General features: G+C 69.1%; 16 protein-coding genes. 2 read left to right on the top strand and 14 right to left on the bottom strand.

The genetic code is table 11. The annotated features are described in order from the left end of the window. Nucleotides 1-99: 99 nt before the first annotated feature. Entirely contained in the window at nucleotides 100-351 is a 252-nt protein-coding gene (locus J6U32_RS07695; protein WP_208794430.1) for a glutaredoxin family protein, read from the bottom strand. A 165-nt stretch (nucleotides 352-516) separates the two neighbouring features. On the opposite strand from J6U32_RS07695, the gene J6U32_RS07690 reads away from it, so the two are divergent. Next, nucleotides 517-1,686, top strand: a complete 1,170-nt coding sequence (locus tag J6U32_RS07690; RefSeq protein ID WP_208794428.1) for an HAD family hydrolase — start codon at nucleotides 517-519, stop codon at nucleotides 1,684-1,686. Nucleotides 1,687-1,754: 68 nt separating this feature from the next. Here the strand turns inward: J6U32_RS07690 and J6U32_RS07685 are convergent, their stop codons facing one another. The 12 genes from J6U32_RS07685 to J6U32_RS07630 form a co-directional block, all read right to left on the bottom strand. Further along, nucleotides 1,755-2,918, bottom strand: a complete 1,164-nt coding sequence (locus J6U32_RS07685; protein ID WP_208794426.1) for a zinc-binding dehydrogenase — start codon at nucleotides 2,916-2,918, stop codon at nucleotides 1,755-1,757. Beyond that, nucleotides 2,918-3,211, bottom strand: coding sequence for a hypothetical protein (locus J6U32_RS07680; RefSeq protein WP_208794424.1), 294 nt, complete (start codon nucleotides 3,209-3,211; stop codon nucleotides 2,918-2,920). Before J6U32_RS07680 ends, J6U32_RS07685 begins: the two co-directional genes overlap by 1 nt. 1 nt (nucleotide 3,212) lies before the next feature. Beyond that, entirely contained in the window at nucleotides 3,213-3,677 is a 465-nt protein-coding gene (locus tag J6U32_RS07675; protein WP_208794422.1) for a DUF6325 family protein, read from the bottom strand. A gap of 55 nt (nucleotides 3,678-3,732) precedes the next feature. After that, entirely contained in the window at nucleotides 3,733-4,917 is a 1,185-nt protein-coding gene (locus J6U32_RS07670; RefSeq protein WP_208794421.1) for a lysophospholipid acyltransferase family protein, read from the bottom strand. A 215-nt stretch (nucleotides 4,918-5,132) separates the two neighbouring features. Next, nucleotides 5,133-6,185: an NAD-dependent epimerase/dehydratase family protein gene (locus J6U32_RS07665; RefSeq protein WP_208794419.1), complete on the bottom strand. Its 1,053-nt coding sequence runs from the start codon at nucleotides 6,183-6,185 to the stop codon at nucleotides 5,133-5,135. Nucleotides 6,186-6,380: 195 nt separating this feature from the next. Then, the gene (locus J6U32_RS07660) at nucleotides 6,381-6,482 is read right to left on the bottom strand and encodes a 30S ribosomal protein bS22 (RefSeq protein ID WP_003402602.1); all 102 of its coding nucleotides are present in this window, start codon (nucleotides 6,480-6,482) and stop codon (nucleotides 6,381-6,383) included. Nucleotides 6,483-6,708: 226 nt separating this feature from the next. Then, a complete protein-coding gene (locus tag J6U32_RS07655) occupies nucleotides 6,709-6,942 on the bottom strand; it encodes a helix-turn-helix domain-containing protein (RefSeq protein WP_006372728.1) in 234 nt (77 codons plus the stop codon). A gap of 217 nt (nucleotides 6,943-7,159) precedes the next feature. Then, nucleotides 7,160-7,993, bottom strand: a complete 834-nt coding sequence (gene proC / locus J6U32_RS07650) for a pyrroline-5-carboxylate reductase (RefSeq protein WP_208794418.1) — start codon at nucleotides 7,991-7,993, stop codon at nucleotides 7,160-7,162. Between the two features lie 81 nt (nucleotides 7,994-8,074). Beyond that, entirely contained in the window at nucleotides 8,075-8,953 is an 879-nt protein-coding gene (locus J6U32_RS07645) for a thioesterase family protein (protein ID WP_208794416.1), read from the bottom strand. Nucleotides 8,954-8,969: 16 nt separating this feature from the next. Beyond that, on the bottom strand, nucleotides 8,970-9,866 hold the full coding sequence (locus J6U32_RS07640; RefSeq protein WP_208794414.1) for a sugar phosphate isomerase/epimerase family protein: 897 nt from the start codon (nucleotides 9,864-9,866) through the stop codon (nucleotides 8,970-8,972). Then, the gene (locus tag J6U32_RS07635) at nucleotides 9,863-11,719 is read right to left on the bottom strand and encodes a DoxX family protein (RefSeq protein WP_208794412.1); all 1,857 of its coding nucleotides are present in this window, start codon (nucleotides 11,717-11,719) and stop codon (nucleotides 9,863-9,865) included. Before J6U32_RS07635 ends, J6U32_RS07640 begins: the two co-directional genes overlap by 4 nt. 77 nt (nucleotides 11,720-11,796) lie before the next feature. Next, complete coding sequence (locus J6U32_RS07630; protein ID WP_208794410.1) at nucleotides 11,797-12,774, bottom strand: Ppx/GppA phosphatase family protein; 978 nt, start codon at nucleotides 12,772-12,774, stop codon at nucleotides 11,797-11,799. Nucleotides 12,775-12,888: 114 nt separating this feature from the next. Here J6U32_RS07630 and J6U32_RS07625 point away from each other — a divergent pair, with 114 nt between their 5' ends. Further along, nucleotides 12,889-13,734 carry a hypothetical protein gene (locus J6U32_RS07625; protein ID WP_208795998.1) on the top strand — a complete coding sequence of 282 codons (846 nt, stop codon included), beginning with the start codon at nucleotides 12,889-12,891 and terminating at the stop codon, nucleotides 13,732-13,734. On the opposite strand, the gene J6U32_RS07620 is transcribed toward J6U32_RS07625, so the two are convergent. After that, nucleotides 13,735-14,421, bottom strand: a complete 687-nt coding sequence (locus J6U32_RS07620; protein WP_006372735.1) for a response regulator transcription factor — start codon at nucleotides 14,419-14,421, stop codon at nucleotides 13,735-13,737. Nucleotides 14,422-14,484: the final 63 nt, after the last annotated feature.

Raw genomic sequence — 14,484 nt, 5'->3', positions numbered from 1 at the left:
GCGGGCGGCCGTCGTCGCCCGCGTCGATGCCGATCAGCGTATACCCGGGTCACGTCGCGGCCGGGCACGACCCCGCCGATCTCCCCGCCCGCGCCGCGATCAGCGTCGGGCGAGATCGGCACGCAGCCGGGGCTCGTCGACCTCCCAATACCCGTGTTCCTCCCCGTCGAGCAGGATCACCGGCAGCCGATCGCCGAACTCGGCACGCAACTCGACATCGCCGTCCGCCGCGGCGGCATCGACGTCGACGATCTCGAGATCGGCCCCCTCCTCCGTGCAGATCCGCGCCAGATCGTCGGCGGCGCGCGCACACGCCGCACACCCGTCGCGGCTGAGCAGGGTGATCGTCATGATGGGCTCCTTCCGGCACCGGCCCCCGGCAGGGACGACATGCCTCTCATCATCGACCCCGCGGGTCGATGACCACCAGTCTGCCGTCGTGGCGCCGCGGCCCCCCGCTAGGCTGTACCCGTCGAGCCCCAACCGCCCGTACGGGCCGTCGCGGAGGTGTGAACTGTGGGTGTGACCGCTGACGGTGACACGAATTCAACCGGGGACACGAATTCCACCGGGGACACGAATTCCAACCGGGACACGAACCCCACCGGGCTGCCCGGTGCCGACACGAGTCCCGCGGAGCCGTCCGGCGACGATTGGGAGGCCCACGCCGACCTCGTCGACGGTGGTGTACACGCCGAGGACGATGATCACGGCGACGATCCCGACGACCACGACGCCGACGACGAAAGCCATCGGGTCACCGCGTGGCTCACCGAACGCGCCAGTGCCGCCGGTGGCCGCTTCCGGCAGACCGCACAGGAGTTGCGGCAGTCACTCGCCGGTGAGGCCAGCGCGAAGGCCGCCGTCGACTCACTGCGCGCACGCCCACCGGCCGACGACAGCCCGGAGGCACCGCGCGATCTCACCGCCGCCGCATTCTTCGACGTGGACAACACGCTGGTGCAGGGCGCCTCGATCGTGCATTTCGCGCGCGGCCTGGCGGCCCGAAAGTACTTCTCCTACAGTGACATCGTCGATTTCGCGTGGACCCAGGCGAAGTTCCGGATCACCGGCAAGGAGAACGCCAACGACGTCGCCGAGGGGCGCGAGAAGGCGTTGAGCTTCATCGCCGGACGCCCCACCTCCGAGCTCGTCGAACTCGGCGAGGAGATCTACGACGAGTACATCGCCGACAAGATCTGGCCGGGCACAAAGGCTTTGGCGCAACGCCACCTCGACGCCGGTCAGCAGGTGTGGCTGGTGACGGCCACACCCGTCGAACTCGCCCAGACCATCGCCACCCGACTCGGACTGACCGGCGCGCTCGGCACCGTCGCCGAGAGCCACAACGGGGTGTTCACCGGACGCCTCGTCGGCGACATCCTGCACGGCCCCGGCAAGGCGCATGCGGTGCGCGCGTTGGCCATTCGCGAGGGCCTGAACCTCAAGCGGTGCACCGCCTACTCCGACTCACACAACGATGTCCCGATGCTCTCGCTGGTGGGCACCGCGGTCGCCATCAATCCCGACGCCGATCTGCGTGACGTCGCCAAGGTTCGCGGCTGGGAGATGTACGACTTCCGCACCGCCCGCAAGGCCGCGAAGTACGGCGCCGGAACGGCGTTGGCCCTCGGGGCGGCGAGCGGCGGGGTGGCCGCGGTCACCCGGCTGTGGCGGCGGCGCTGAACCCTCCGGGGCCACTCGACCCCCGACCACCCACGGCCCCGACCCCCCTTGCGGTCAGAGTGCAGCGGTCAGAGTGCGACGACCTCGCTGGCCGGGTCGATGAGGACCTTCGCGTGATGTTCGGCCGAGCCGAGGGCATCGAAAGCCGCTGCGACACCGTCTAATCCGATGGTGGCGGTGACGAGCGGGGTGACGTCGACGTCACCGCCGGCGATCATCTGCAACGTGTCGTGGAACTCGGCCGGGTCGTAACCGAAGACGAACCGCAGCTCGAGTTCCTTGTTGATGCCCATCGCCGGGCGGAAGGCGTCGGATTCCATACAGACCCCGACGACCACGATCCGCGAGCGCAGCGGCGCGCCGGTCATCACGTGCTCGATCATGCCGGGCACACCGACACATTCGAAGACGACCGGCCCCTTCGGGGTGGCCCCGAGTTTGTCGGCGAGATGAAACACCGAGGCCCACGGCACCACCGGGATTCGGCGCAGCGTGCGCATCCCGTCGAAGGCGGCACCGAACAGATCCGAGGCCCGCGACATGTACCGGCCCTTCTCGACGACGGCGTCCCACGGCGAGTCCACGGTCGGGTCGATGACGACGTCGGCACCGACCTGTCGCGCGAGATCGCGCCGGCCCGCCGAGAGATCGCTGGCGATGACGGTCCGCACCCCGGTGGCCTTGAGCATCAGGATCACAGCCAATCCGATGGGGCCGCAACCGATCACGACGGCGACGTCACGACGGCCAACCTCACCGCGGCGCACCGCGTGATAGGCGACGGCCATCGGTTCGGTCAGGGCCGCCTCATCGAGAGAGACGTTGTCGGGGACCTCCATCGTCATGTCCTCGGACACGATGACAAAGTCGGCGTACGCGCCGGGGGCGTGTTCGGACAGACCCGTCAGGTGCGGATCCGAGCCGTGGCGCACCATCGGCAGCGAGACCACGGCGGTGCCCGGCTCCCATTTCTTGCGGCACTTGGGGCCGTAGGCGACGACCTCGCCGACGAACTCGTGGCCCATGATCACCGATTGTTCGGACCGCATGAACGCGTCATAGCCGACGGCGGCGGCCACGTCGGCGGTCTCGTCACCGTGCAACCGGGCGTGCAGATCCGACCCGCAGATGCCCGCCCGGCGGACCCGCAGCAACACCTCTCCCCGACCCGGCTCGGGTGCACTCACGTCCTGCACACTCAATTGCCCCTGGTGACAGACGACGGCGCGCATCAGGCGAAGATCCTTCCGGAGATCGCGGCGAACTCGGCGTCGGTGACGACCCCGGCGTTGCGCAGTGCGGTCAGCGACACCATGAGTTCCGACCGCGCATCGCCGGCCGGTGCCGGGGGCGCTGGTGCCGGGGGCGCTGGTGCCGCGGCCGGTGCGGGTGCCGGGGGCGCGGGCGCGGGTGCGGCCGGTGCTGCGGCACCCTGGGCAGCCCAACGCTGCTGCTGGCGGCGCTGGACGCGCCCGTGTACCGAACTGGCGACGGCCGCCCGGCCGGCGGTCCTGAGCAGACTCATGTCATTTCCCTTCGGTGGCTTCGAGTGAGTCGGTGGCGTCGAGGGTATCGGGGGTATCGGTGGCGTCGAGGGCATCGAGGAGTTCGTCGACGACGATGGGCCCCTCGGCGACGACGATCCCGCCGTCGGCCTCCCAGCGGCGCACCGGCTCGACGATGGACAGGTCCTCGTAGACGACGACCACGGCCACGCCCCCGGGTCGCAGGGTCTGTGCCGCGGTCGCGACATCGTCGGCATCGATGAGTCCGGTTGTGGCACCGGTGAAGTCGGGCATTCCGGCCTCGGCGGCATCGATCACCGCAACCGCACCGTCGGCGGCGCGCCGGACGAACTCCACGTCGAGGATTCGGATGCGCCCGGCGTCGGCGAGACCGGCGAGCGAGGTGAATCCGGCGGCCGGAAGCGGAAGCGATTCGAAGGTGACGACGACGTAGTTGAGCGGACCCAGTTCCGCATCGAAGGACATGCGCCCAATCTATACCGGCCCGCATACGCCCGGATGCGGGCTTCGAGGGACCGCGTCAGCCGAAGTAGACGCTGCCGCGCCGCGAGAGCATACGGAACAGCGTCTGCTGGATCTCTTCGCGAACGTGGTCGGTGAGGTCGAAGACCACCATCGGGTCGTCGGCGGAGGAGGCGTCGTAGCTGTCGGTCTCGATGGGCCGACCGAAATGGATGTGCCACTTGGACGGCAGCGGGATCAAGCCCAGCGGGCCGAGCCACGGAAACGTCGGTGTGATCGGCACATAGGGCAACCCGAGCACCCGTGCGAGCGGCTTGAGGTCGCTGATCATCGGGTAGATCTCCTCGGAGCCGACGATCGACACCGGGACGATCGGCGCGGCATTGCGCAGCGCCGTGGTGACGAAACCCCCACGGCCGAACCGCTGCAACTTGTAGCGATCCTTGTAGAGCTTGCCGATGCCCTTGTATCCCTCCGGCCACACCGCGGTGAGCTCGCCCTGGCGCAGCAGGCGGTCGGCGTCGGCGGTGCACGCCAGGGTGGCACCGATCCGGCGTGCCACCTCACTGACGCCCGGCGAATCGAATGCCATGTCGGCGGCCAGGATTCGCAGATACCGGCCGGTCGGATGATTGTCGCGAACGGCCAGCGAGGTCATGATCGCGTCGATCGGGATCGACCCGGCGTGGTTGGCCACGAGCAGCGCCCCGCCGTCGACGGGCAGATTCTCCACCCCGGTGACCTCGACCCGGAACCACTTCTCGTAGACCTGCCGGATCGCGGGGAACCACACCGACTCGGTGAAGTGCGGATCGAAACCGAAATCGTCGACCTCGTAATCCCCGGTCATCCGTTCGCGGATGAAACCCGCTGTGGCGGTGAGGGAATCGGCGACGGCGTTGCGGATGCCGCCGAGACTGAACAGCGGCGAGGGCCGCACGCGCCCGTGCTCGACGCCGAGACTGTCGTCCACGGCGATCTCGTCGCTGATGGGTGTCACCGACGCGGGCTCCCGACCGAAACCGTCGGTGTTGGGATGACCCGGAATGTCACGACGTGCCGGCTCGGCCGGACGGACCGGGCCCGGCTGCTGACTGGGATGGCGTCCCTTGCCGGCGTCGAGACCGGGCTGCCGCTCGGACGAGGGTGCCGAACTCGCATAGAGCTGAATGACCTTCGCGGTGCGCGTATCAGGTACCGAACCACCCGCCACGCTCTCACCCCACAACCTAGATTTCGACATGCCCAACGGAAATTGTCTTCACGGTCTACCCGACAACGATAGCCCTGCCACGGGCGGTGCGTTCGACGCCCGACGAACTGCTGACCACCCATGGTACGCGGGTTGCGAAGGGGTTGCATGTCCTACGCGGACACTCGCCGAGAATCGTGACATCGCTTGTCACACCGGACTTTCCCGTCACATCCATCACCTCCGGCGCGTAGCCGACCCGACGGTCACCGCAACTGCAGGGCGGTCCGCACGACGCTGCGTTCGAGTCCGCGCCACCGGTCGGCGCTGATGACCGGGGTGACCCCGCTGCGCGCGATGTAGTCATCGAGGGTCTCCAGGGTCGTGTAGCGCGGCGCGAATCCCAGTTCCGATCGCATCCGGGTGGTGTCGAGCACCCGCCCGTAGGTGAGGAACTCGGTTTGCGAGCTACGGAGTTTGGCCGACCGGAGATCCTGCAACACCCCGGTGATCGGTGCGAGCAGACGCCCGGGCACGGGCAGTTCGAGATGCCCGGTGCGCCGCACCGCCTGCGTCAGGGTGACCACGCCGTCGCCGGCGACGTTGAACGTGCCCGGCCGGCTCGCCAAAGTCGCGTGTTCCATCGCCGCGAGCGCATCCTCCTCGTGCAGGAACTGCAGCCGTGGCTGGAACCCGAACACCGTCGGCACCACCGGCAACGAGAGATACGAACTGATCCGGGTGTTGATGCGCGGCCCCAGCATCGCCTGCAGCCGCATGATGGTGACCTCGATGTCCTGGCGCCTGCGCCCGAGGCCGCGGAAGTAGCCCTCGACGTCGAGCAGATCGCGGCCATAGCTGCGGGTGGGTTCACGCTTGGCGGGGATCTCCTCGGATAAGTGCGACGGATCGCTCGCGCTCGCACCGTAGACCATCGCCGTGGACCGCAGGATCACACGCTTCACCGACGGACTGCGCTGACAGGCCGCGCACACCTGCATGGCGCCGACGACGTTGAACTCCTTGATCGCGGCGGAGTGCGGCGCGGTGTCCATGATCGACGTCGCGGCATGGACGACGGTGTCGACGTCGTAGTTGGCGATGGCCTTGGCGATCGCCGGCCTGCGGATGTCGAGGCGTAGGAACTCCGCGCGACCCATCCGTCGCATCAGGTCCTTGCGCGGCACGCGCGAATCGACGGCGATCACCCGGCGGATCTCGGGGTTGGCGGCGAGCCGGGCCACCAGGTAGCCACCGAGGAAGGTCGAGGCACCGGTGACCAGTACGGTCCGCGGCGTCGGATCGGTCGCGTCGGTCATGGCTTCAGGCTAACCCGAGAGACCAGCAGTCCACCGGGCGAGCAGTGCACCGGGCGAGCGGTTTGCCGGGCACGGTGTCGCGCTGCCCCGGTCGCGGAACGACAAGAACCCGCGCGAGGCGGGTTCTTGTGGTGCGTGGCCGGGCCACACCGGATGCTGCGGCGCCGAAGCCCTCGAGAGGGCCCGGCGATCAGCTCACTTACCGAGTTTGCGACGCTGCACCCGGGTACGACGCAGCAACTTGCGGTGCTTCTTCTTCGACATGCGCTTGCGGCGCTTCTTGATCACTGAACCCATGGGGTGCTTCCTCACTTCACGTGCAATGTTCATCGAGCCCGCAAGTGCTGCGGGACGGTCGCCGTGCGTCGTGACCGCCGTCGTGGTGAATCTCGACGGATATCCGACGCGGACGGGCGAGCCGGTGCGGCGTAGCCGAAGTCCCACCTTACCGGCCGGACCCCGTCAAACCGAAATCACCGGAGTCCGACCATCGCGGCGTGGAGCGGGCCGCACGCCCGAGGGTCTAGCCGGCGTCGAAGTAGGACGTCTCCAGGTAGTCGTGCACAGCCTTGGCGTGCACACGGAACGACCGGCCCACGCGTACGGCAGGCAGCTCACCGTTGTGTACCAGGCGGTAGACGGTCATCTTCGAGACCCGCATCAGTGATGCGACCTCGGCGACGGTCAGGAACTGCGACCCGGAAGCCGCGTTGCCGACCGACGCCGACCTGTCTCCTGGAGTCTCTGCAGGTGCCATGAAATTCTCATACCTCCGGAGCACGCGTCGCGGCCGCCGGCTTCCCCTCCGGCGGACACCAGACACGCACGTGCTTAAAGGAGCTTAGCGTGGCTGATGTGAAAAAAGCGACGTGAGTGGCCAGGAAATTACCGTTTTGCCGTACTCAACCACAACATACTGGGGTTTTTCGAGGAACAACCACTAATCGTGGGGCCGACGGGTCGGCGTGTCAGGACTATGAACCCTCAACGTCAGCTCGACGTCCAGCGCGCGCGCTGGCCTCGGCGGCCGCTTCGGTCGCCTCGTAGAACGCCCCGCGCAACCCCTGCATCTCCAGTGTCCGCACCGCCGCGGCGGTGGTTCCGCCCGGCGAGGTGACCGCCGCGCGGAGATCCACCGGGGAGAGCCCGGAGTCGCTGAGCAGTACGCCGGCACCACGGATGGTCTGCACGACCAGGGTCGTGGCCTGTGCGCGAGTCAGGCCCAACGAGACCGCGGAATCGATCATCGCCTCGGCCATCAGGAAGACATAGGCGGGCCCGGACCCGGAGATCGCGGTGACCGCATCCATCTGCTTCTCGGGCACCACCGCGACGCGGCCCACCGACTCGAGGAGCCCGACGACCGCCCGCAGTTGCTCGTCGTCGACGTGGCGTCCGGCCGCGACCGCCGACATGGCCTCGTTGACCAGCATCGGGGTGTTGGGCATGACCCGCACGACCGGCGACCCCGCCTGCAACATCTTCTCGTATCGCGCGAGCGGAATGCCCGCGGCGAGGGTCACCGTCACGCGTTCGGACTCCGCGTCGTCGTCGGCGGCGGCGAGTTTGCGCAGCACACCCTCGACATCGTCCGGCTTGACCGCCAGGAAGACGAACTGCGCCGAACTGACGGCGGTGGTGACGTCATCGGTGACGAGGACCCCGTACTCGTCGGCGATCTCGGTGGCCCGCTCGGGGACACGTTCGACGACGACGAGGTTCTTTGCTTGTTTTCCGGCCGCGATCAGCCCGGCGAGCAGGGCCTCGCCGATCTTGCCGCCGCCGACGATCGCGATGCGCTCGGTCACTGGTGGGGTGTGCCTTTCTCGTTCACAGGTCTGCTGGGGTCGGGTCTGGTGCAGTCGGGTCTGGTCAGAACTCCTCGGCATTCACCCGGCCGGGATCAGGGCGAGCTGGCGCGACTGCGCCACGACCGCACCCGTCGAGTCCACCACGAGGTGGTCCTCCTCGAACATCCCGGGGCCCACCTCCAGGCTCGTCGCGGCGAATCGCAGCCAGCCCGGGGCCGGCTCGCGACGGATGTAGGTGGTCAGCTGCACGGTCGGCGCCCAGCCGAACACCGCGAGGTTCATCACGACCGGCGGCGAGATGTCGCACACCAGCACCGCGAAGTCCGCGTCGGGTTCGGCGCCCTTGGGACGGCACCAGCCGCGCACCACCGGATCGCCGGTCTGCCCGCGGGCCGCCGGGAAACTGTGCGTGTCGAGAGCGGTGTCGAGCGCCGCCCCGAGATGGATGATGTCGGCCATCGGCGAGTCCCGGATGTGGAGGGCGTCGGCGGCCGGGGTCGGGGCGAGGTCGTCGAGCACGTGCGGAGACGAGTGTCGCGAGGCGCCGGTGTCCGGGCGGGCCAGCGTCACCGACGACGACACCATGGTCCGGCCGTTCTGGGCGAGATCGACGTGCAGCAGGGTCACGGTGCGTCCGCGTTTGCGGACGGTTGCGGTGACCTGCACCGGCGCCGGGTCCGGCGCGGCGAGATAGTCGCTGGCGATGGCGACCGGCACGAGGTCGGCCGCGTGCAGCGAGGTGTCCGGGCTACTCGGTGCGAGATCGTCGAAGGCGCGTGAGGCCGCCCGCGCGATGATCATCTGCATGGTCCCGCCGTGCACCTTGGGGCCGATGGTGAACGCCGGATCGATCGAGGTGGTGTAGGTGATCGACGGTTGGTCCGCCGGTGCCGTCGGCGCCGCGACCGGACCGCCCATCGCGGTGAGGTCGAGCAATTCGGTCAGCTTCGGGCTCATGTCACCTTTCCGGCAGTCACCGGGTCCGGCTCGTCTCACGCTTGAGGTGCTGCCGGGCAAAATCTAGCGAACGCGCGAGCATCGCCTGCCGTTCGGGTTTGGTCCGCGCAGAGGAGGTGGTGACCTCGAGGATCACCGCGCCGGAGAAATCACTGCGGGCGATCCGGTGACACACCTGCGCGCACGGTTGGGTTCCGTCGCCGGGGATCAGATGCTCGTCGGTGGCGGCCCCGGAGCCGTCGGCGAGGTGCAGGTGCGTGAGGTTGGCACCCATCCGCTCGTACAGGGCCACGGCGTCGGTACCCGCGGTCGCGGTGTGCGAGAGGTCGAGGGTGTAGTGGTCGTAGCCGTCGTCGGTGGGGTCGATGGACTTGCCGAACGCCGACGCCGCGGGGCCCGGCGTCCCGCCGCGGCGGACGAGGCGGCGCGCGGAGCGTTCACCCGACCCGAACACGCGGTCGGCGCGCATCGGGAACATGTTCTCGACCGCGACCGAGACGTCCGACTCCGACAGCTCCCCCACCAGATCGTCGAAACCCTCGACATAGGCGCGCTGCCAGCGGAACGGCGGATGCACGACGACGGTGGCGGCACCGAGCGCCTCGGCGGCATGCGCGGCGCGGGCGAGTTTGCCGAGCGGATCGCGTCCCCACACCCGCTGGGTGATGAGCAGGCACGGAGCGTGGATCGACAGGACCGGCACCTGATAGCGCTCGGAAAGGTGCTCGACGTGCCGGATGTCCTGGCTGACCGGGTCACCCCACACCATCAGCTCGACACCGTCGAAGCCCAGGTCGGCGGCGTAGGCGAAAGCCGCCTCGGTGTTCTGCGGGTAGACCGACGCCGTGGAGAGTCCGATCGGGATCTCCCCGGCCACCTGCGAGGGACCGAGGGCTTCGCGCGACTCGCTCACGTCGACAACAGCACCAGCGGGCCGATCGTGACGATCAGCCCGACGGCGAGCGCGAGCAAGGTGGTGATCAGATCCGACGTCCGGCGCACCAGATGGGTGAACGTGACGATGCCGAAGATCACCAACACCGCGAGCACCAGAGCGAAATACGGGTTCCACTTCCACAGCTCGGTGAAGCCCCAGAACAGACCCACGCCGATCGCCAACCCGGCGACGACCTCGGCGATCACCGCGAGCCACGCCAGCACCGGCTTGCGTTCGGCCCACGACTCGCGTCCATCGTCCTTGGCGGGCTTGGCTTTTCGTGCCTTGCGCGCCTTCGAGGCGCGATCGCGGGTCTCCGGGTCGGCGGTCTCGTCGGCGACGGGCCCACGCTCGGCGGGGTCGGCGTCGGTGGGGTGGGCCGCGGCATGGTCGGCGTCGGCATGGTCGTCGAGGACGTTTGCGGCCACGGTCTCGGCGGGCTCGTCGGTGGAGTCGGTGTCGCGGCCGGCCCGGCGGCTCGCGGCGACCAGCCCACCGAGTCCGGCGGCTGCGGTCACCGTTCCTGCGGTGTCGGCGGCGGAGTCGTCGTGGCCCGCCTCATCGCGGTACGACTCGTCGCGGTACGACTCGTCGCGGTGCGGTTCGGGCTCGTCGGCCGGGTCGAGGACGTTCGCGGCCACGGTCGGGGCGGGCTCGTGATCGGCCTGATCGAACGGACCGTGCTCGGCGCCGAATGACCCGCTGGGTGCGCCCAGGTCGGCGCCCTCGACGTCATCGGCGTCGAGAACGTGCACGTCGTCGCCGAGCTCGCTGTCGTCGACGATCGGGATGATGCCGGTGACGGCATCGGCGGCGACGTCATCGGGCTGGTGGGTGATACCCGCGCGGCTCCCGGTGTCGGTGGGCTCGTCGGTGTCGGCGACCTGCGAGGTCGCAGAGCTCGTCGCGGCGGCCGCACCTGCAGCGGCCGCGCTCGTTGCCTCGGCGCCCTGTTTCTTGCCGCGGCCGAACCAGCGGCGCTTCTTCTTCGGTTCCTCGTCGGTGTGCTCGACGTCGGCGAACGAGCGATAGGCCTCGAAGTCCTCGTCGAAGACCTCCTCGAACCGCCCGCTGCGGGGCGCTGTGTCCTCGGTGTCGTCGCCGGTGCCGGCGTCGGCATCGTCGACGAGCGGGATGATGCCGGTGACCGCGTTCGCGGTGGCCGGATCGTGGCTGGTCGGATCGGGGCCGCCGGCGGCCGAACCGGCGGCGGCCGGGGCGGGATCGGCCGGCTGGTCCCGCAATCGACGCGATACGTCACCCGAGGTGAAGTCCCGGGTCGGGGGCGGAGCGAAGCTCGGCATGCCGCTCGCCGCTCCCGAACTCGCGCCACGACTGACCCGTGGGCCGGGCTCGGTGACCGGACCGGTCGCCGGGCCGCGTGCGGCGAGCGGACTCTGCGAACGGGGGAACGCGCCCGAGGTCGGTGACGGTGACCAGGGTGCTGTCTCCGGGCCGTCCGGCGTGGGGGCGCTCGGTGCTGGCGCACTCGCGGCCGGGATGCTCGGGGCCGGGTTGCTCGGGGTAGCAGTGGTCGGAGCTGGGGTGCTGGTGGTGTCGGGAGTCGTACCGGGGGTGTCAGACGCGGCAGGCCCCTCGACCCGGGGGATCTCACCGGTCAGCTCGGACACCGAGACGGCACCGGCACGCCCCGCGCGCCGACGTCCCCGGTCCCGGCGCGAGCCGGTTGTGGCGTCCGCCGCATCTGCGGCCTGCGTGCGGGCGAGCAGCTCCGACACCGAGATGGGCCGGGAGTCGGTCGCCCCGTCGGGGTCGCTGCCACCGGGGTTGCGGCCGCCGGGCTCGTTACCGCCGGGTGTGTTCGCCATCGAAGTGCGCTCTCCGTCCTCACCAATCTCGCCGCGCCGCCGGGAGTGGCGGTACGGCGACTCGCGTCGTTCGCGTGTCAGTGGACGTCGCGTGCACCGATGCCTGATGCAGCCGGATCCGAGGTGTCGGCCGGCTCCGCATCGAGGCGACGAAGGATGACCCCCTCCCGCAACGCCCACGGGCAGATTTCCAGTGTATCGACCCCGAGTCCGCGCATTGCCGCCTCGGCCACAAGTGCCCCGGCGACGAGCTGTCCGGCCCGATCGGCGCTGACGCCCTCGAGTTCGGCCCGGTCGTCTCGGGTCATGCGCGAGATGAAGGCGATGAGCTGCCGCAGTCCACCGGCGGTGAGGGTCCGCTTGACGCGGGGACCTGCCCCCGACGGGGCGGCTCCGGTCAGGCGGGCCAGGCTGCGGAAGGTCTTCGACGTGCCGACCGCGATATCCGGCTTACCCGGTCCGAGGAGTTCCTTCGCGGCCGGCCGCATCTCGGCGTCGAGCCAATCACGCAGGACCCCGACACGGCGCCGGTCCGGCGGATCGTCGGGTAGCCAGTCGCGGGTGACGCGGCCGGCACCCAGTGGCAGCGACAGCGCGACGTCGGGTTCCTCGTCGACGCCGTTCGACATCTCCAGCGAGCCCCCGCCGATGTCGAGCGCCAGGATGCGTCCGGCGCTCCAGCCGTACCAGCGGCGCACGGCCAACGACGTCAGCCGGGCCTCGTCGCGACCGGTCAGCACCTCCACCTGGACGCCGGTCTTGGCCGCGACCCGCGCGAGGACGCCGTCGGAGTTGGTGGCGTCGCGGACCGCGGAGGTCGCGAACGCCATCATCTGCTCGCAGCCGGAACTCTTGGCGATGAGGGTGAACTCCTCGATCGAGTCGACGAGCCGTTCGGCGGCACCGTCGGTGAGACGCCCGTCGGCGTCGATGTGCTCGGCGAGGCGCAATACCGCCTTCGTCGAACTCATCGGGGTCGGATGTCCTCCGCGGTGGGCATCGACCACCAGCAGATGAACTGTGTTGCTGCCCACGTCGAGGACTCCTAAACGCACGGATACACGGTAGTGCGTCGCGGGTTCGGTTGTCTGCGGCGGGTCGCTGTGGTGCGGCGATCGGGCGGTGGCGGTTACCGTTGGCGTGTGCCCAAGCCCAGCGCAGCCCCGCGGATGACGCCCACTCCCGAGGTCGATCTCGACTTCCCCCGGGAATGGTACGAATTCGCCGATCCGGCCGATCCCGAACACGTCATCAACGCCGACCTCACCTGGCTGTGTTCGCACTGGACGTGCGTATTCGGCACGCCCGCCTGCCAGGGAATCGTCGACGGCCGCGAGACCGACGGATGCTGCACACACGGCGCGTACCTGTCGGACAAGGACGACCGCAAACGGCTGGCCAAGGGTGTGGCGATGCTGACCGCCGACGACTGGCAGTTCCACAAGAAGGGGTCGGGCAAGGACCCGCTCGGCCCGCGCGGGTATCTCGTCGAGGACGAACTCGACGACGAGCCCGCCCTGAAGACCCGCCAACACAAGGGCGCGTGCATCTTCTTGAACCGTCCGGACTTCGAGCGGGGTCCCGGCTGTGCGCTACACGCAATGGCGCTGCGGCGCGGTCTCGAACCGCTGACCGTGAAACCCGATGTGTGCTGGCAACTTCCGGTGCGTCGCGAGCAGGACTGGGTGGAACGGCCCGACGGCACCCAGATCCTCAAGACCACCATCACCGAGTACGACCGCCGCGGCTGGGGCGAGGGCGGTCACGACCTGAAGTGGTACTGCTCGGGGTCCCCCGACGCGCACGTCGGGGCGACCCAGGTGTGGCAGTCCTACGAGCCCGAACTGGTCGAGCTGATCGGCCGTCCCGCCTACGAGGCACTCGCCGATGCGTGCCGACGCCGAAACGGACTCGGGCTCATCGCAATCCACCCGGCGACCCGGGCCGCGACCAGCCGCCGCGACACCGACATCAAGTACGAGCTGCTCGACACCGACGCCGACGCCGCGGGCTGATCACGGCTCGAACTTGTAACCCAATCCACGCACCGTCACAAGGTGTTTCGGCGATGCCGGATCGGGCTCGATCTTCGAGCGCAGCCGCTTGACGTGGACGTCGAGGGTCTTGGTGTCCCCGACGTAGTCCGCACCCCACACGCGGTCGATCAACTGCCCGCGGGTGAGTACTCGCCCGGAGTTGCGGAGTAGGTACTCGAGGAGATCGAACTCCTTGAGCGGCAACGTGATCGACTCACCGTTGACCGCGACGGTGTGGCGTTCGACGTCCATCCGGACCGGTCCGGATTCGAGGACCGCCAAGGCGAGGTCGTCGTCGCCGACGTCTCCCCCACGACGCAGGACCGCCCGGATGCGTGCGATGAGCTCACGCGCCGAATACGGTTTGGTGACATAGTCGTCGGCACCCAGTTCGAGTCCGACGACCTTGTCGATCTCGCTGTCGCGGGCGGTCACCATGATCACCGGCACGCTCGACCGGGCGCGCAGTGATTTGCAGATCTCGGTCCCCGACACCCCGGGGAGCATGAGGTCGAGCAGGACGATGTCGGGGCTGATGCGCTCGAACACCGAGATGGCCTGCGCGCCATCGTTGACGACGCTCGCCTCGAACCCCTCCTTGCGCAGGAGGAAGGCCAGCGGATCGGCCAACGACTCCTCGTCCTCGACGATCAGTACATGCGTCACTCGTGAAGCTCCTTATTTCTCAGACGTTCTCGTAGTTGCGTGGTCACGTGACTCTCGTCGTCC

Source organism: Gordonia polyisoprenivorans (assembly GCF_017654315.1).
Lineage (GTDB): Bacteria > Actinomycetota > Actinomycetes > Mycobacteriales > Mycobacteriaceae > Gordonia > Gordonia polyisoprenivorans_A.
The sequence above is the reverse complement of the archived record's forward strand: the minus strand, read 5'-3'. Positions and strand labels throughout refer to the sequence as shown.